Origin of the sequence: Labedella phragmitis, from assembly GCF_004078635.1 — a bacterium.
In the GTDB taxonomy this organism is placed as follows: Bacteria; Actinomycetota; Actinomycetes; order Actinomycetales; family Microbacteriaceae; genus Labedella; species Labedella phragmitis.
Genome location: NZ_RZNB01000004.1, coordinates 221,446 through 238,725, shown reverse-complemented (window position 1 = coordinate 238,725; position 17,280 = coordinate 221,446). Strand labels below are relative to the sequence as shown.

At 68.4% G+C, this 17,280-nt stretch carries 18 protein-coding genes; 16 read left to right on the top strand and 2 right to left on the bottom strand.

Features of this window, described 5'->3' with window-relative positions; translation table 11 throughout:
* Positions 1 to 46: 46 nt before the first annotated feature.
* The 10 genes from ptsP (at position 47) to rplQ (ending at position 8,152) form a co-directional block, all read left to right on the top strand.
* Positions 47 to 1,714, top strand: coding sequence for a phosphoenolpyruvate--protein phosphotransferase (ptsP, locus tag ELQ90_RS11565; RefSeq protein ID WP_424980814.1), 1,668 nt, complete (start codon positions 47 to 49; stop codon positions 1,712 to 1,714).
* On the top strand, positions 1,711 to 3,237 hold the full coding sequence (locus ELQ90_RS11560) for a PTS mannitol transporter subunit IIBC (RefSeq protein ID WP_128495433.1): 1,527 nt from the start codon (positions 1,711 to 1,713) through the stop codon (positions 3,235 to 3,237). Before ptsP ends, ELQ90_RS11560 begins: the two co-directional genes overlap by 4 nt.
* Positions 3,234 to 3,674 carry a PTS mannitol transporter subunit IIA gene (locus tag ELQ90_RS11555; RefSeq protein ID WP_128495432.1) on the top strand — a complete coding sequence of 147 codons (441 nt, stop codon included), beginning with the start codon at positions 3,234 to 3,236 and terminating at the stop codon, positions 3,672 to 3,674. The genes ELQ90_RS11560 and ELQ90_RS11555 overlap by 4 nt, the downstream gene beginning before the upstream one ends.
* Positions 3,671 to 4,807, top strand: a complete 1,137-nt coding sequence (locus ELQ90_RS11550; protein WP_128495431.1) for a mannitol-1-phosphate 5-dehydrogenase — start codon at positions 3,671 to 3,673, stop codon at positions 4,805 to 4,807. Before ELQ90_RS11555 ends, ELQ90_RS11550 begins: the two co-directional genes overlap by 4 nt.
* A 260-nt stretch (positions 4,808 to 5,067) precedes the next feature.
* Positions 5,068 to 5,289: a translation initiation factor IF-1 gene (gene infA, locus ELQ90_RS11545; RefSeq protein WP_106561966.1), complete on the top strand. Its 222-nt coding sequence runs from the start codon at positions 5,068 to 5,070 to the stop codon at positions 5,287 to 5,289.
* Between the two features lie 65 nt (positions 5,290 to 5,354).
* The gene (gene rpmJ / locus ELQ90_RS11540) at positions 5,355 to 5,468 is read left to right on the top strand and encodes a 50S ribosomal protein L36 (RefSeq protein WP_018191946.1); all 114 of its coding nucleotides are present in this window, start codon (positions 5,355 to 5,357) and stop codon (positions 5,466 to 5,468) included.
* 182 nt (positions 5,469 to 5,650) lie between these two features.
* Positions 5,651 to 6,025 (top strand): 30S ribosomal protein S13, encoded by a 375-nt coding sequence (rpsM, locus tag ELQ90_RS11535; RefSeq protein WP_128495430.1) that lies wholly within the window; start codon positions 5,651 to 5,653, stop codon positions 6,023 to 6,025.
* Between the two features lie 34 nt (positions 6,026 to 6,059).
* Positions 6,060 to 6,458, top strand: a complete 399-nt coding sequence (rpsK, locus tag ELQ90_RS11530) for a 30S ribosomal protein S11 (protein ID WP_128495429.1) — start codon at positions 6,060 to 6,062, stop codon at positions 6,456 to 6,458.
* A 118-nt stretch (positions 6,459 to 6,576) separates the two neighbouring features.
* On the top strand, positions 6,577 to 7,566 hold the full coding sequence (locus tag ELQ90_RS11525; RefSeq protein WP_128495428.1) for a DNA-directed RNA polymerase subunit alpha: 990 nt from the start codon (positions 6,577 to 6,579) through the stop codon (positions 7,564 to 7,566).
* 40 nt (positions 7,567 to 7,606) lie between these two features.
* Positions 7,607 to 8,152, top strand: a complete 546-nt coding sequence (gene rplQ / locus ELQ90_RS11520) for a 50S ribosomal protein L17 (RefSeq protein WP_128495427.1) — start codon at positions 7,607 to 7,609, stop codon at positions 8,150 to 8,152.
* A gap of 233 nt (positions 8,153 to 8,385) precedes the next feature.
* On the opposite strand, the gene mdoH is transcribed toward rplQ, so the two are convergent.
* Both mdoH and ELQ90_RS16635 read right to left on the bottom strand, forming a co-directional pair.
* Positions 8,386 to 10,419 carry a glucans biosynthesis glucosyltransferase MdoH gene (mdoH, locus tag ELQ90_RS11515; RefSeq protein WP_166409007.1) on the bottom strand — a complete coding sequence of 678 codons (2,034 nt, stop codon included), beginning with the start codon at positions 10,417 to 10,419 and terminating at the stop codon, positions 8,386 to 8,388.
* On the bottom strand, positions 10,416 to 10,916 hold the full coding sequence (locus ELQ90_RS16635; RefSeq protein ID WP_166409005.1) for a hypothetical protein: 501 nt from the start codon (positions 10,914 to 10,916) through the stop codon (positions 10,416 to 10,418). The genes mdoH and ELQ90_RS16635 overlap by 4 nt, the downstream gene beginning before the upstream one ends.
* Positions 10,917 to 11,088: 172 nt before the next feature.
* Between ELQ90_RS16635 and ELQ90_RS11510 the strand changes: the two genes are divergently transcribed.
* The 6 genes from ELQ90_RS11510 to ELQ90_RS17115 all read left to right on the top strand — a co-directional run bounded on the left by ELQ90_RS11510 (position 11,089) and on the right by ELQ90_RS17115 (position 17,277).
* Complete coding sequence (locus tag ELQ90_RS11510; protein WP_128495425.1) at positions 11,089 to 12,129, top strand: GNAT family N-acetyltransferase; 1,041 nt, start codon at positions 11,089 to 11,091, stop codon at positions 12,127 to 12,129.
* A gap of 10 nt (positions 12,130 to 12,139) precedes the next feature.
* Complete coding sequence (locus tag ELQ90_RS11505; protein WP_128495424.1) at positions 12,140 to 13,066, top strand: tRNA pseudouridine synthase A; 927 nt, start codon at positions 12,140 to 12,142, stop codon at positions 13,064 to 13,066.
* 132 nt (positions 13,067 to 13,198) lie between these two features.
* Positions 13,199 to 13,645 carry a 50S ribosomal protein L13 gene (rplM, locus tag ELQ90_RS11500; protein ID WP_128495423.1) on the top strand — a complete coding sequence of 149 codons (447 nt, stop codon included), beginning with the start codon at positions 13,199 to 13,201 and terminating at the stop codon, positions 13,643 to 13,645.
* Positions 13,646 to 13,677: 32 nt separating this feature from the next.
* Complete coding sequence (rpsI, locus tag ELQ90_RS11495; protein WP_128495422.1) at positions 13,678 to 14,163, top strand: 30S ribosomal protein S9; 486 nt, start codon at positions 13,678 to 13,680, stop codon at positions 14,161 to 14,163.
* Between the two features lie 23 nt (positions 14,164 to 14,186).
* Positions 14,187 to 15,551 carry a phosphoglucosamine mutase gene (gene glmM / locus ELQ90_RS11490; protein WP_128495421.1) on the top strand — a complete coding sequence of 455 codons (1,365 nt, stop codon included), beginning with the start codon at positions 14,187 to 14,189 and terminating at the stop codon, positions 15,549 to 15,551.
* Between the two features lie 145 nt (positions 15,552 to 15,696).
* Positions 15,697 to 17,277 carry a serine hydrolase gene (locus tag ELQ90_RS17115; RefSeq protein ID WP_128495420.1) on the top strand — a complete coding sequence of 527 codons (1,581 nt, stop codon included), beginning with the start codon at positions 15,697 to 15,699 and terminating at the stop codon, positions 17,275 to 17,277.
* Positions 17,278 to 17,280 lie beyond the last annotated feature (3 nt).

Genomic DNA, 17,280 nt, shown 5'->3' with positions numbered 1-17,280 from the left:
TGACACTCGTCGCACCATCCGAGGGAAGAGGAGCCCGCTCATGCGCATGACCGGAACCGGAATCGGACAGGCGGTGGCGGTGGGTCCCGTCGCCCGGATGCCCGAGCCGCTCGCGACGCCGGCAGACGTCCGGAGCACGATCGGCGTCGACGCCGAGAAGGCTCGGGCGGTCGAGTCCCTCGGGCGCGTCGCCCGGGCGCTCGAGGACCGCGGCGCCAAGGCAGGGGGCACCGCTCGCGACGTCCTCGAGGCGCAAGCGATGATGGCGGAGGACCCGACCCTCTCCGACTCGATCGACGAACTGCTCGGTCAGGGCAAGACCGCCGAGCGGGCCGTCTCCGAGGCCTTCGCGGCCTTCCGCGACCAACTCGCGGCGATGGGCGGCTACCTCGGAGAGCGGGCAGCGGACCTCGACGACGTCGCCCAGCGCGTGATCGCCGATCTCCTCGGGGTCCCGGCGCCCGGCGTGCCGGAGCTCGACGAGCCGTTCGTCCTGGTCGCCCGCGACCTCGCACCGGCGGACACGGCGCTCCTCGATCTCGACAAGGTGCTCGCTCTCGTCACGAGTGACGGCGGACCCACGTCGCACACGGCGATCCTCGCTCGCGAGAAGTCGATCGTCGCCGTGGTCGGTGTGCTCGACGCGCTGTCTCTGGCGGACGGCGAGACCGTCGTGGTCGACGCCGCCGCCGGATCGGTCGTCTCAGAGCCGAGCGACGACGAGATCGCCGCGGCGCGCGCCCGCATCGCCGACCGCGCCGCTCTCGTCGACGCACCCGCGACTCCCGGGGCCCTCGCAGACGGTACGGCCATCCCTCTCCTCGCGAACCTCGGATCCTCGAAGGCCGCTCAGGCCGCCGCGGATCAGGGCGCCGAGGGAGTCGGACTCTTCCGCACCGAGTTCCTCTTCCTCGACGCCGGCGGCAGTGCCCCGACGATCGACGAGCAGCGTGCCCACTACGTCGAGCTGCTCGAGGCGTTCCCCGGTAAGAAGGTCGTCGTGCGACTGCTCGACGCCGGCGCCGACAAGCCCCTCGAGTTCCTCAACGACGCCCACGAGGAGAACCCGGCACTCGGGTTGCGCGGTCTCCGCGCTCTCCGCGTGAGCGAGGACATCCTGCGCGAGCAGCTCACGGCGCTCGCCGAGGCCGACAAGGTCACGTCCGCCGACCTGTGGGTCATGGCGCCCATGGTCTCGACGGTCGAGGAGACCACCTACTTCGTCTCGCTCGCCAAGGAGCTCGGACTCAAGACGGTGGGCGTGATGGTCGAGGTCCCCTCGATCGCCCTGCTCGCCGACAGGGTCATGGCCGAGGCGGACTTCGCCTCGATCGGCACCAACGACCTGACGCAGTACACGCTCGCCGCCGACCGACTGCTCGGGTCGGTCGCGTCGTTCCAGGATCCCTGGCACCCCGCCGTCCTCCGCCTCGTCGGAGAGGTCGGGGCCGCCGGCGCCCGCGCCGGCAAGCCCGTCGGGATCTGCGGCGAGGCCGCGGCGGATCCGCTCCTCGCCGTCGTCCTCGTCGGCCTCGGAGCCACCACCCTGTCGATGTCACCGTCCGCTCTCGCGGACGTGCGCGCATCACTGTCCCGCTACACCCTCGACGAGGCTCGCCGCTTCGCCGAAACCGCCCTGGCCGCCTCGGGCGCGGCCGAAGCCCGGGCCGCGGTCACCGCCGCGGTCGAGTCCCCCAAGGAGACCCACTCATGACAACGACGTCCACCACGTCGAAGCCGGCCGGCGCTCGCGTCGCCGTCCAGCGCTTCGGCACGTTCCTCTCCGGCATGGTGATGCCGAACATCGCGGCATTCATCGCCTGGGGCATCATCACCGCCTTCTTCATCCAGACAGGGTGGACCCCCGTGCCGCAGCTCGGTGGATTCCCCGACGCCAACGGGACCGAGTACCCGGGCATCGTCGGTCCGATGCTCACATACCTCCTCCCGCTCCTCATCGCCTACACCGGCGGCAAGATGGTCTACGACACTCGCGGTGGCGTCGTCGGCGCGATCATGACGATGGGTGTCATCGCCGGCGCCGACACGACCATGATCCTCGGCGCGATGATCTGCGGCCCCCTCGGCGGGTGGCTCATCAAGCAGGTCGACAAGATCTGGGACGGCAAGATCCGCCCCGGCTTCGAGATGCTCGTCAACAACTTCTCCGCCGGAATTCTCGGTTTCGCGCTCGCGATGCTCGGCTTCTTCGGACTTGCTCCGGTTCTCTCGTTCGTCAGCCAGGTTCTCGGCAACGCCGTGCAGTGGCTCCTCGGCGCGGGTCTGCTGCCTCTCGCGAGCATCTTCATCGAGCCCGCCAAGGTCCTGTTCCTGAACAACGCCATCAACCACGGCGTGCTGACGCCTCTCGCGGCGGACCAGGTCGCGGAGAGCGGCAAGTCGATCCTCTTCCTCCTCGAGGCGAACCCCGGTCCGGGTCTCGGTCTGCTCCTTGCGTTCACCTTCTTCGGCATCGGCGCTGCCCGTGCCACCGCCCCGGGCGCGATCGTGATCCAATTCCTCGGTGGTATCCACGAGATCTACTTCCCTTACGTCCTCAGCAAGCCCATCCTGCTGCTCGCCGTCATCGCCGGAGGTGCCACGGGGGTCGCGACGAACGTCGCCTTCGGCTCCGGACTCGTGGGCGTGGCGTCGCCCGGATCGATCTTCGCGGTCCTGGCCGCCACGGAGCGCAACAGCTTCATCGGCGTGATCCTGTCGGTCATCCTGTCGGCTGCGGTGTCGTTCCTCATCGCGTCGGTCATCCTGCGTGCGTCGCGGAAGCGCGATCTCGCGTCGGGCGAGGGCGGCGACCTGTCCGCCGCCGTCGCGAAGACTCAGGCGAACAAGGGCAAGGAGTCGAGTGTTCTCGGAGGACTGGCTGCCAACCCGGTCGCCGCGACGGCTCCCGCCGCGGGTGCAACGGTGGCGACCGCCACGGCCGTGCACAACATCGTCTTCGCGTGCGACGCGGGCATGGGATCGAGCGCCATGGGCGCATCGGTCCTCCGCAACAAGCTCAAGAAGGCAGGCGTCGAGGGCGTCACGGTGACCAACCAGGCCATCGCGAACCTCACCGGTGACGCCGACCTCGTGATCACACACAAGGACCTCACGGACCGCGCGCGCCAGAAGTCGCCGAACTCGCAGCACGTCTCGGTCGACAACTTCATGAACTCGCCGAAGTACGACGAGGTCGTCGACCAGGTCCAGCACCAGGGAGGTTCCGCACAGTGAGCGACGACATCCTGACCCGTGCCAACGTGGTGGCGGAGGGCTCCGCCACCACGAAAGACGACGCCATCCGTGAGGCAGGCGCACTGCTCGTCTCCTCCGGTGCCGTCGACCCGAGCTATGTCGACGCGATGCTCGAGCGGGAGAAGAGCGTGTCCACCTACATGGGCAACCTGCTCGCCATCCCGCACGGCACGAACGAGTCGAAGGACGCCATCAAGACGTCGGCGCTCTCGTTCGTCCGCTACCCCGCACCGATCGACTGGGACGGGGAGGAGGTGCGCTTCGTGGTCGGCATCGCCGGCGTCGGGGACGAACACCTCGGCATCCTGTCGAAGATCGCGATCATCTTCTCCGACGAGGACGAGGTCGCGAAGCTCGTGAACGCGACGGACGCTGACACGCTGTACGCGCTCCTCGAGGAGGTCAACGCAGAATGAAGGCCGTTCACTTCGGCGCCGGCAACATCGGACGCGGTTTCATCGGGCTCCTCCTCCACGAGGCCGGCTACGAGGTCGTCTTCGCCGATGTGAACGCTGACCTCATCGATGCGATCACGGCCGCCGACTCCTACGACGTCCACGAAGTGGGAGCCGGCGGCCGCACCAAGACCGTGACGGGATTCCGTGCGGTCAACAGCGCGGCCGACGAGGCCGCGCTGATCGAGGAGATCGCGACGGCGGATGTCGTCACGACCGCGGTGGGACCGAACGTCCTGCGCTTCGTCGCGCCCGTCATCGCGAAGGGACTGCTCGCTCGCTCGAGCGGTTCCCCCCGCCTCGCGGTCATGGCGTGCGAGAACGCGATCTCGGCGACCGACACCCTCGCCGCCGAGATCCGATCGTCGGCCGGCGACTCGGCCGTGACGGTGGACGAGCGGGCGGTCTTCGCCAACACGGCCGTCGACCGCATCGTCCCGGGGCAGGATCCGGCAGCGGGGATCGACGTCACCGTCGAGACCTTCTGCGAGTGGGTCATCGAGTCGACGCCGTTCGGGGGAGCCACTCCGGTCATCCCCGGTGCGACGTTCGTCGATGCGCTCGGCCCGTACATCGAGCGCAAGCTCTTCACGGTGAACACGGGTCACGCGACGGCTGCCTATGCGGGCTTCGCCGCGGGTCATCAGCGGATCGCCGAGGCGTTCGCCGACCCCGAGGTGCGCGATCTCGTCGAGCGGGTCCTCCGCGAGACGTCGGCGCTCCTCGTGGCCAAGCACGAGCTCGACCCGGCGGAGCAGGACGCCTATCGCGAGAAGATCCTCGCGCGGTTCGCGAACGACGCCCTCCCCGACACCGTCGTGCGAGTCGGGCGCCAGCCGCTGCGGAAGCTCTCGCGGGACGAGCGCTTCATTGGGCCGGCCTCCCAGCTCGCCGAGCGGGGGATGCTCACCGACGACCTCGTCGAGGCCATCGGCGTCGCCCTCCGCTTCGACGCGCCGGAGGACCCCGAGAGCGTCGAGCTCCAGCAGCTGCTCGCCGACCTCGCTCCGGCGGCGTTCGTCGAACGCGTGACCGGGTTGCCGCCCGAGCACCCGCTCACGCCGCACCTCGTGGAGGTCGTGGCGTCGCGCTGAGCGCGACACGAGCCTTCGCCCCGTGGACACGGCCCGGTTCCCTCGACAACGAGGGGGCCGGGCCGTCAGCATCCATTTCGGGGAGCCGGGTCGTCGTGGACCCGGCCACCGAGTGGCGGAACGGCGCGGAATAGCATAAGATATCCCTTTGGTGCCTTGTGCCATCGTTCGGCGCGTCAGGCGACGACGGGCCAGGCGCCGACCATCACCCGCACGACCAGTGCGGACCTACCCCCAGCGACAGTAACGACAGTGAGGCTATGGCCAAGAAAGACGGTGTCATCGAGATCGAAGGCTCGGTGGTCGAAGCGCTGCCCAACGCGATGTTCCGCGTCGAGCTGACGAACGGCCACAAGGTCCTCGCCCACATCTCGGGGAAGATGCGGCAGCACTACATCCGCATCCTTCCGGAGGACCGCGTGATCGTGGAGCTCACGCCCTACGACCTCACCCGTGGTCGAATCGTCTATCGCTACAAGTAAGTCCGCGCTGTAAGTAACGGCCGGGACTTCTCCCGGTACGAGGACAGCGAGAACGAGGAAACACGATGAAGGTCAACCCCAGCGTCAAGCGCATCTGCGACAAGTGCAAGGTCATCCGTCGCAACGGACGCGTCATGGTCATCTGCGAGAACCCGCGTCACAAGCAGCGCCAGGGCTGAGCCCCGGTGCTGCGCGGCCGTCGGCTCCGCACGGACCACGCACACTCACAACTGAACACCTGAAACAGCGGTTCCAGATCCCGCTCCGCGGCCAGCAGGCCGGGGAGCGGGGGACACCCAGGGTCGGAGGCCCTGGCACCGGAATCGCCCCACACCTCCACAACACTCCTAGGAGAGCCACAATGGCACGTCTCGCCGGCGTAGACATTCCCCGCGACAAGCGCGTGGAAGTCGCACTGACGTACATCTACGGAGTCGGACGCACGAGGGCACTCAAGACCCTCGCCGACACCGGAATCAGCGGAGACATCCGCGTGAAGGACCTCACCGACGACCAGTTGGTCGCCCTCCGCGATTACATCGAGGGCAACTACAAGGTCGAGGGTGACCTGCGCCGCGAGGTGCAGGCCGACATCCGCCGCAAGGTCGAGATCGGTTCGTACCAGGGCATCCGCCACCGCCGTGGCCTCCCCGTGCACGGTCAGCGCACCAAGACGAACGCTCGTACCCGTAAGGGCCCGAAGCGCACCGTCGCCGGCAAGAAGAAGGCGCGCTAACCAGCGCCCGCCACCAGGATTCCAGGGAGTAGACATGGCAACACCGAAGACGGCAGCTCGTAAGCCGCGCAAGAAGGAAAAGAAGAACATCGCCGTGGGCCAGGCCCACATCAAGTCGACGTTCAACAACACGATCGTCTCGATCACCGACCCGTCCGGCGCGGTCATCGCCTGGGCCTCGGGTGGAGACGTCGGATTCAAGGGTTCGCGCAAGTCGACCCCGTTCGCCGCCGGCCTCGCGGCCGAGTCGGCCGCCCGCAAGGCGCAGGAGAACGGCATGAAGAAGGTCGACGTCTTCGTCAAGGGACCGGGATCGGGTCGCGAGACCGCGATCCGTTCGCTGCAGTCGGCCGGCCTCGAGGTCGGTTCGATCAACGACGTCACGCCTCAGGCGCACAACGGGTGCCGCCCGCCCAAGCGCCGCCGCGTCTGATTCCACCCCGTCGCGGGCCCGCCGATCGCTCGGCGGGCCCGCTGCACGGCCGAAGACAACTCAATACCTCACCAACGCAAGCGTCATATAGCGGACGCTTGGCCGAAAGGAATCAACAGTGCTCATCGCACAGCGCCCTACGCTCTCCGAGGAGAACATCTCCGAGTTCCGTAGCCGGTTCATCATCGAGCCGCTCGAGCCCGGCTTCGGATACACGCTCGGCAACTCCCTCCGCCGGACCCTGCTCTCGTCGATTCCCGGCGCAGCGGTCACGAGCATCCGGATCGACGGCGTCCTCCACGAGTTCAGCACGATCCCCGGTGTGAAGGAAGACGTCACCGAGATCATCCTGAACATCAAGGGACTCGTCGTCTCGAGCGAGCACGACGAGCCCATCACGGCCTACCTGCGGAAGACGGGTGACGGAGCCGTGACGGCCGCCGACATCTCGGCACCCGCCGGTGTTGAGATCCACAACCCGGATCTCGTCATCGCGACGCTCAACGACAAGGCGAAGTTCGAGCTCGAGCTCACGATCGAGCGCGGCCGCGGTTACGTCTCGGCGACGCAGAACCGCAACGAGTTCTCCGAGGCCGGTCAGATCCCGATCGACTCGATCTACTCGCCCGTGCTCAAGGTCACCTACCGTGTCGAGGCGACGCGTGCCGGTGAGCGAACCGACTTCGACCGTCTGGTCGTCGACGTCGAGACGAAGCAGGCCATCACGCCGCGCGACGCCATCGCTTCGGCCGGCAAGACGCTCGTGGAGCTGTTCGGTCTCGCCCGCGAGCTCAACACCGCTGCCGAGGGCATCGAGATCGGCCCCGCGCCGGTCGACGCCGTGCTCTCGAGCGAGCTCTCGATCCCGATCGAAGACCTCGACCTCTCGGTCCGCTCGTACAACTGCCTCAAGCGCGAGGGCATCAACACGGTGTCCGAGCTCGTGGCGCTGTCTGAGAACCAGCTCATGAACATCCGCAACTTCGGTCAGAAGTCGGTGGACGAGGTGCGCGACAAGCTCACCGAGATGGGCCTCTCCCTCAAGGACTCGGTCCCTGGTTTCGATGGAGCCCACTTCTACTCGGGCTTCGAAGAAGAGACCAACTAGGTCCCGCCGGCTTTCCCACTGACACAGGAGTAATACACCAATGCCTACGCCAACCAAGGGTCCCCGTCTCGGAGGCGGTCCCGCCCACGAGCGCCTCATGCTCGCGAACCTCGCGGCTGCTCTGTTCACGCACAAGCGCATCACCACGACGGAGACGAAGGCCAAGCGCCTGCGTCCGGTCGCCGAGCGTCTCATCACCTTCGCGAAGCGCGGGGACCTGCACGCTCGTCGTCGTGTCCTCGGCACCATCGGTGACAAGTCGGTCGTGCACGAGCTGTTCACGCAGATCGCGCCGCTCGTCGCCGAGCGTGAGGGCGGCTACACCCGCATCACGAAGGTCGGCTTCCGTAAGGGCGACAACGCCCCCATGGCCGTCATCGAGCTCGTCCTGGAGCCCGTGACGCCCAAGGTCAAGCGGTCGAAGACGACGGCGGCGCCCGCCGCCGCGACAACCGAGCCGGAGCCCGCCGAGGTCGAGGAGACCGAGACGGTCGAAGAGCCCGTGGTCTCCGAGGAGACCACGACGCCCGAGGCGACCGAGGCCGAGGAGTCGGCGGAGGCCGCGTCGGAGTCTGACTCGAAGTAGTCGAGCCGCACAAGAAGGTCCCCCGGAGCGATGCTCCGGGGGACCTTTTTCATGTGTCGCGGTATATGCGGGGACGAGGGTAGGCGTCAGCGGATGAGCGGGAGGGCAGGCCCGTTCGGATAGCGCCGTGCGTGACATCCGGTGACCGAGAACGAACACCCCTTAGAACGACAGCGGAGCCGTCGGTCGGCTCCGGCGTCGTGCGTGTCGTCTCCGCCGGGCGAAGTTCCTCTTCAGCCGTGCACGGGGGCCAGGACGGTGGTCGCAGTGCGGACCGGACGGACGACACTCCGGCGATGGGCGCGGAGGAACTCGGGCGACGCGAGAGCGACGGCACGGTCCTCGACGCTGATGCTCGCCCAGGCGCCGTCGTCGACGAGGCGGGCGATACGCTCGGGTACTGTCGGCGGCGCTGAACTGGCGGTGGCGAGAACGGCGAGGTGCACCGAGTGGGCGCGCCCGTCGGTGAGGACCCGGCGGAGACCGTCCGTGACGGGAGTCGGCCGGACGGCGACGAGTTCGTCGGCGCGTACGACGACGCGCGGTGGTGCGACCTCGTCGGGCACGCGGATGAGTCGGCTCATGACGGACGACTCGGGGTCGGTCCCGGACGTCCACGCCGTCAGCAGTGGAGCGGCGAGGAGCGACACGATCATCGCGGCGAGCCACGGGGCCGAGCCGGGGATGAGGACCGCTGTGACGAGCAGCGCGAGGCCGAGTACGGCGTGCGGGGTGTGGACGCGTAGCAGGTCGAGCGCCGTCGGACGCTCGCCGTCGCGACGCTGGGTTCCCCACGACACCTTCGCGCCGCTCAGGATGCCGACGAGAGCGAGCGTCTGCATGACCATCGTGATGGGCGCCATGAGTGCGGAGACGACGATCTCGAAGATGCCGCTGAGGATCACGAGTCCGGCGCCGCCGAGGGCGCGTCGGGCGTCGCGATCGCGGAGGACCGCGACGAGGCCGAGGAACCGCGGGGCGAAGACGAGAACCGTGGACGAGACGAACACGACGACGGCCGCGAGCGGATCGACGGTCGGGCCTTCGGAGGCTGCGGAGTCGAGCAAGGCCGACGTCACGCCGGCCAGGATGAACAGGAGCCACACCGGCGACATGAGATAGGACGACGCGCCCATGAAGAGGTGGAGCCTGCTCATGGGGTGCAGCCCGGCGGTGCCGAGGAGTCGGAGGTGCTGCAGGTTGCCTGCCGCCCACCGCCGGTCTCGCTGAGCGTAGTCGAGGAGGGTCGGTGGCAGGCGCTCGAAGCTCCCCACGAGCTCCGGAAGCATCCAGACCTCGTAGCCGGCTCGTCGCATGAGAGCGGCCTCGACGAAGTCGTGACTGAGGATCTCGCCCGAGAACGGGCCGGTGCCGCTCAGGACGGGCAGTCCGCAGTAGCGCGCGAACGCCTTCGTCCGGATGATCGCGTTGTGGCCCCAGTAGTTGGAGTCGCCGCCCTGCCAGCCCGACATGCCCGCCGTGACGACGGTGCCATAGGCGAAGCCGGCGAACTGCTGGAGGCGGGCGAAGCGCGATCGACCGCCGATCGACGTCGGCGGGGCCTGCAGGATGCCCACGCCGGGGTTCAGCTCCATGATGCGCGTCATCGTGATGATCGTGTCGGCCTCCATGAGGCTGTCGGCGTCGAGCACGATGAAGTACTCGTAGCTCGCGCCCCACCGGCGGCAGAACTCCGCGAGGTTGCCGGCCTTCTTGCCGCTGTTGTCGGTGCGGCGTCGGTAGTAGACCCGGCAGATCGACGCGAGGTGCCCGCGCAGCTCGGTCCAGGCGACCTCTTCGGCGACTTGGATGTCGGGGTCGACGGTGTCGCTCAAGATGAAGAAGTCGATGAGCTCGGGGTGACGACTGCGACCGATCGACTCGCCGATGGCGCGGATGTTGGCGAAGACGGCGTGAGGGTCCTCGTTCCTCATCGGCACCACGAGGGCGACCCGGCTCGTGATCGCCTGGGTGTCGGCCGACCCGTTCGGGCCGCGCAAGCCCGAGACCGCTCGCCGCGTCACGAGACGGCGGAAGCCCACAAGGGCCGTCCAGAACGCGAAGGCGATCCAGGCGAAGCAGACGGCGAAGAGGGCGATCTGGACGATTTCCGCGGGGTTGAGGCCGCCCGTGTCGAGCGCCCACCAGGCGCCGAGGGTTCCGACCGCCGTCGTCACGGAGGTCGACCAGAAGACGAAGCTGCGGGCGGCACCGGCGTGGCTCGCGTCGTGGTCGAACGTGATCGCCGTCGCGTGACGCCCGCTCACCGCGATGACATCCAGCTCACTCGGTGGACGCTCGGCTCCGTGCGGCGGCGACGACCCCAGCGGGGACCGGCGAGGTCCTGCGCGGGCATCGGCAACGGGCTCTCGAGCGGTACGACGGTCGTCGAGGCCGCGGAGAGCGCCGCACGGTGCGCCGGCGGAAGCGCGCTCGGGTCCGCGAAGAGCGTGTCGGAGTGCCACATGGCCGCGCCGCTCAGGACGAAGGATGCCGTGGCATCCTCGGGGGTGAGCGACCGCTCGTCGCCCACGTGCACGCGACCCACGGCGGACATCCACTCGGCGAGGTGCTCCGCCGCGTCGTCGACCGTCATGGCGCCGCGTTCGCGGCGGAAGTGGAAGATGACCTCGTCGACGCGCTCGGCCGGATAGCCGAGGTCGCGGACGAAGGTCTCGAGGTGGAGCCGGGACGGCTCGGACGTGTAGGCGTGTGACGTGTCCCCGGCGCCGAAGGCGCGCGCGTCTGCCGTGTGTCGGATCATGTGGTTCCCCCTGGTACCTGACGATGTGCGAACGTTCCGCGCGCCGTCGAGCGGTGCCGGACACGGCCGGCCGGGAAAAGCGTAGTGATGCTCACGTTTACGTGGAGCGGTGTGTGGATAACTCCTCCGTGGACGACGGGCGGCATCGATCGGAGTGTTCTAGGCTCGAGGCATGCCCCCCGCCGGACCCCTGTCGGAGCGCGTCGTAGCGCCGACCGCGCTGCCCGTTCCCGACCACGAAGACGTGCACGAGTGGCGCCCGGCCACTGCCGCCGACATCGATGCCATCCATGCGACGCAGCGGCTCATGGATGCGGTCGACCATCCCACCTGGACGACGCCCCGCGAGGACATCGCAGAGGACTTCGAGAGCTCGCACATCGACCCGGAGTGCGACAGCCTGATCGCTCTCGACGCCGATGGCACGGTGATCGCGTGGGGCGTCACGGCTCTCGGTCCCGGCCAGGAGACGCGCGTGCAGTCGTACGCATTCGGCGGAGTCCATCCGGAGTGGCGGGGGAGGGGCATCGGTCGGGTGCTGTTCGACTGGCAGTACGCCCGGTCGGCGCAGCAGCTCGCTTCCTCCCACTCGAGCCTCCCGGGCTGGACCGTCGCGTACCAGGAGGAGGGCAACGACGCCGCAGCACGTCTCATGACCCGGTCAGGACTGCGCCTCGAGCGGTACTTCACGTCCATGGAGCGCGTCGTCGCGGAACCGATCCCGGAGTTCCCGTCGAGCGACGGCATCGAGATCGTGCCCTTCACGCGGGAGCTCTCCGAGGCGACGAGGCTCGCGCGAAACGATGCCTTCCGTGATCACTGGGGCAGCCAGCCCACCGTCCCCGAGCGATGGGAGCAGTTCGTCGGTGGAGAGTCGTTCCGCGAGGACCTGTCGTGGGTCGCTGTCGAAGACGATCACGCCGGCGGTCGGCGAGTCGTCGCCTTCGCCCTCTCGACGGTCAACGAGGAGGACTGGGCCGCCCAAGGGTTCTCGAGCGGCTACGTCGCCCTCATCGGAGTCGTGCGCGATCGCCGTCGCCGTCGCCTTGCTCCCGCCTGCATAGCGGCGCTCCTCTCGTCGTACGGGCGCGCCGGCCTCGAGCGCGCCGTGCTCGACGTCGACACGGCGAGCCCGACGGGAGCGAACTCGCTCTACGCCGGGATGGGCTTCGTCCCCACGACGCGATCGCTCGCGTTCGTCGCCGAATGGTGAGGCCGACGGCGTGACCTCGGGGACATCGGAGACCTCCTCGGCATCGGAATCCGCGTCGACGCGGTACCGCCTCGACGTCTCGTACGACGGTTCGGCCTTCTCGGGGTGGTCGAGGCAACCGGGCCTCCGCACCGTGCAAGGGGTACTCGAGGAGGCCATTGACCAGTCGTTCGGCGGGTTCGGCACGGCGTCGAACCTCGTCGTCGCGGGTCGCACCGACGCAGGCGTCCACGCCGTCGGGCAGGTCGTGCATCTCGACCTTGACGCGGACCGGTCCCATCGTCTCACCCGCAACCGGGGAGGATCGACCGATCCGGGATCGGCGCTCGGGCGACGCATCAACGGGATCCTCGGCCCGTACTCCGACGTCGTCGTTTCACGAGCGACGGTCGCTCCCGAGGGCTTCGATGCGCGGTTCGGCGCCCTCTGGCGGCGTTACGAGTACCGCGTGGCCGACTACGTGACGGGCCGGAACCCGCTCGAGCGGGCCTTCACCGCCTGGGTCCCCGCGGTGCTCGACCTCGAAGCGATGAGGGAGGCGGCCGCGGCGCTCCTCGGTCTTCATGACTTCGGCGCCTACTGCAAGCCCCGGGAGGGGGCGACCACGATCCGCACGCTCCTCGACTTCGACTGGCATCGCGACGGCGACGGCGTCCTGAAGGCCGGCGTGCGCGCCGACGCGTTCTGCCACAGCATGGTGCGCTCCATCGTCGGCGCGTGCGTCGCCGTCGGGGGAGGTCGGATGACGGTCGCCGAGGTCGTGCGGCTCCGCGACGACGCGGAGCGGATCGGCCGCTTCGGCGTCATGCCGGCGCGCGGGCTCACTTTCGTCGAGGTCGCCTACCCGCCCGACGACCAGCTCGCGGCGCGGGCGGCGCTGACGCGGGCGCGCCGTACGCTCGAGCGTGAGCTTGCCGACGAGGACGGGATCGACTAACGTTGACCCTTGGTGTGCGCCCGTTCAGGCGCCCACTCGAAGTTGAGCCCTCCACCTGCGGCGTTCTCATCGAGAACTCCCAACGGAGCGGGATTCACGATCGACCAACTCCGATAAGAAAGCAGCACTACTGTGACGCGCACATTCACCCCCAAGCCCGCGGAGATCCAGCGCGACTGGGTCGTCATCGACGCGGAGGACATCGTCCTCGGCCGTCTCGCGAGCCACGCCGCCACGCTCCTGCGCGGCAAGCACAAGCCGATCTTCGCCCCCCACGTCGACACGGGTGACTTCGTCATCATCGTGAACGCCGACAAGGTCGCCCTCACGGGCTCGAAGGCTCTGCAGAAGAAGGCGTACCGCCACTCCGGCTACCCGGGCGGTCTCTCCTCGGTCACCTACGCCGAGCTCCTCGAGAAGAACCCGGTCCGCGCCGTCGAGAAGGCGATCCGCGGCATGCTCCCGAAGAACTCCATCGGTCGCGCCCAGCTCCGCAAGCTCAAGGTGTACACCGGCAGCGAGCACCCCCACGCTGCACAGCAGCCCAAGACGTACACCCTCGGCCAGGTCGCGCAGTAAGCGCCGCCGAAAACGACAAAGGATTCCACACCGTGGCTCAGATCATCGATTCCCTCGACCAGACCCCCGACAGCTTCTCGACCGAGACGCCCGCGACCGAGAACACCGCGACCCCCCGCCCCGTTCTCAACGTCCCCGGCGCAGCGGTCGGTCGTCGCAAGCAGGCCATCGCCCGCGTGCGCATCATCCCCGGCTCGGGCACTGCGACCGTCAACGGCCGTGAGCTCGCCGAGTACTTCCCGAACAAGCTGCACCAGCAGCTGATCAACGACCCGTTCAAGGTGCTCGACCTCCTCGGCAGCTACGACGTCATCGCGCGCATCTCCGGTGGTGGGCCCTCCGGCCAGGCCGGCGCCCTCCGTCTCGCGATCGCCCGTGCGCTCAACGAGATCGACCGTGAGAACAACCGTCCGACGCTCAAGGCGGCCGGCTTCCTGACGCGTGACGCTCGCGTCATCGAGCGCAAGAAGGCGGGTCTCAAGAAGGCCCGTAAGGCCTCGCAGTTCTCGAAGCGCTAAAGCGCGAGAGCGAACCACCACTCGTGGCACGCCTGTTCGGTACGGACGGCGTCCGCGGCCTCGCGAACAAGGACCTCACCGCCGATCTGGCACTGGGTCTCGCTCAGGCCACGGCCGTCGTCCTCGGCAAGGGTCGCAGTGCTGAAGCCCGACGGGCCGCCGGTAGGCGGCCCGTCGCGGTTCTCGCCCGCGACCCGCGCATCTCCGGTGAGTTCCTGTCGGCCGCCGTCGCGGCGGGACTCGCGAGCTCCGGGGTCGACGTGCTCGACGCCGGCGTGCTGCCGACGCCGGCCGCGGCGTTCCTCATCCAGGACATCGGTGCCGACTTCGGCGTCATGATCTCGGCCTCGCACAACCCCGCCCCCGACAACGGCATCAAGATCTTCGCGCGCGGCGGCACCAAGCTGCCCGACGTCGTCGAGGAACGGATCGAGTCCTACCTCGAGCGTGACATCCTCATGCCCACCGGGGGAGACGTCGGTCGGATCCGGCGCTTCGCCGACGCCGAGGACCGCTACGTCGTCCATCTTCTCGGCAGCCTCGAGAAGCAGCGACTCGACGGCATCCACGTCGTGCTCGATTGCGCGAACGGCGCCGCGTCTGGCGTCTCGCCCGAGACTTTCCGCGACGCGGGCGCGCAGGTCACCGTCATCGGCAACGAGCCCGACGGCATGAACATCAACGACGGTGTCGGCTCGACGCACCTCGATCTCCTCGCACGCACGGTCGTCGAGCTCGGCGCGGACGTCGGCATCGCCCACGACGGCGACGCCGACCGGTGCCTCGCCGTCGACGCGACGGGTCGGGTCATCGACGGCGACCAGATCATGGCGATCCTCGCGGTCTCGATGAAGCGTCGGGGAGTGCTCGCCTCCGACACACTCGTCGCCACCGTGATGAGCAATCTCGGGCTCAAGATCGCGATGGCCGAGAACGGCATCTCGATGGTCGAGACGCGTGTGGGCGACCGCTACGTCCTCGGCGCGATGAGCGACGGCGGCTTCTCGCTCGGTGGGGAACAGTCGGGTCACGTCGTCATGAGCCGTTACGCGACCACCGGTGACGGTATCCTCACAGGTCTGCACGTCCTCGCCGAGATGGCGCGTACGGGGCGCTCGCTCGCGGATCTCGCCTCGGTCATGACGGTCTACCCGCAGATCCTCGTCAACGTGAGCGGAGTCGACCGCTCGGCCCTCGACTCCGACGAGGTGCTCGCCGACGCCGTCCGCCGCATCGAGTCCGAACTCGGGGGTACCGGCCGGGTCCTCCTCCGCCCGAGCGGGACGGAGCCCCTCGTCCGCGTCATGGTCGAAGCCGCGGATCAGGAGACGGCCGACCGGCACGCGCACGCTCTCGCGGACATCGTGCGGTCGCGACTCGCCATCTGAGCGCTGCTCGACCGCGCGGGCGATGATCGCGCGTGGCCGGGGGGTGACAGCGGCGGACGCCGTCCGGGTATATTCCTCTAGAGTGCGCCGTCGTATCGTCGGACTCGGTCGAGGCGGATGAGGGAGTCACGTGGAACGTCGTCGTTTGAGAGCAACCATCGCGGCGGCGGCTGCGGCCGTCCTCGTCGGAGCCTTCGTTCCTCTCGAGGGGGTCGGGACGGCGAGCGCCGAGCCTCTCTCGGCCGCTGCAGTCGCACACGTCGCGCCAGACGAGACCGCTGCCCCTCCGTCGGCTGCTCCGGGCGAGTCTCCGTCTCCGGACGACTCTCCCGCCCCGGACGTCACGCCGATCCCCGACGAGACGCCCGTCCCGGACGAGACGCCTGCCCCGGACCAGACGCCCGTCCCGGACGAGACGCCTGTCCCGGACGAGACGCCTGTCCCGGACGAGACGCCTGTGCCCGACGACGGGGCGCCGTCGCCCGACGGTAATTCACCTCAGCCGCGTGCGACAGCCGAATTCCAGACGGTCGTGCCTCAGATAGCGGGAAACCCGCGCGAGGGCGCCACGCTCAAGGCGAACGCGGGCTACTGGACCCCGTCACCGACGACCTTCAGCTACCACTGGGCTCTCGACGGCAAGAAGATCCCCGGGGCGACGTCGCGTACGTTCACGCTGACGCCAGCGCACGTCGGACACAAGATCAGCGTCTTGTTCACCGGATCGCGACCGGGATACACGACGCGTGCCGTCGTGTCGGCGCAGACCGTTCCCGTGTGGCCGGGGGTCGCGGATGAGAAGGCCCTCCTCGACAAGTTGAAGGTCCGCCTCGACGAGTACGGCTGGAAATACGGGGTGACGATTCGCGAGATCGGCGGTGCGCAGCGCTCGGTGACGGCCTACGGCAACTCGAAGAAGGAACCGGCGAGTGTCAGCAAGCTCTACATCGCCTACGCCGTGCTCGACAACTCGGACAACGGCATCACCTCGCTCGGCCGGAAGCTCTCGTCCGGATACACGGTGCGGGAGTGTTTGCGAGCGATGATCGAGGTCTCGGACAACTACTGCGCACGTGACCTCCTGGCGCTGCTCGGCCGTTCGAAGCTCAACACCAAGCTCGCCCGCGAGGGCTACGGCGCGACGCAGTTCTTCTCGGGGACGAATTCGTCAGGCTGGACGAAGACCACGACTGCGAACGACCTGGCGCTCCTGCTGCAGCGCCTCCAGACCGGATCCCTCCTGTCGCCCGGGAGCACGAAGTACCTGATCGATCTCATGAAGACGCAGATCTGGAAGACGCGGATCGGCTCCGGCGTCCCCGAGGGGATCAGCACGGCGTCGAAGGTAGGGGAACTCTGGCTCAGCTCCGGCATGGTCCAAGCCGATGCAGGAATCGTCTACGGGGCGAAGAGCACCTTCGTGATCTCGGTGCTGGGTTCCGGCGGGGCATCGAAGGAGGCGATCGCCGCGATCACCAAGACGGCCTATCTCCATCTGAACCAACTGCCGTCCTCCACGAAGACGAAGGTCTATCCGAAGGCTCAGATGAAGACGACGAGATCGACGGTCGTTCGAAGCACCCCCGGGGGCGGCGCTGTGGCGACGATACCGGGCGGAACCAAGGTCGAGATCGTGCACAGTCAACGCGGGCAGTATTGGGGGATGGCCGCAGGCAAGCGCGGTTGGTTCACCTTCGTCGACCTCCGCAGCCGCTTCGCCGGCTGACAT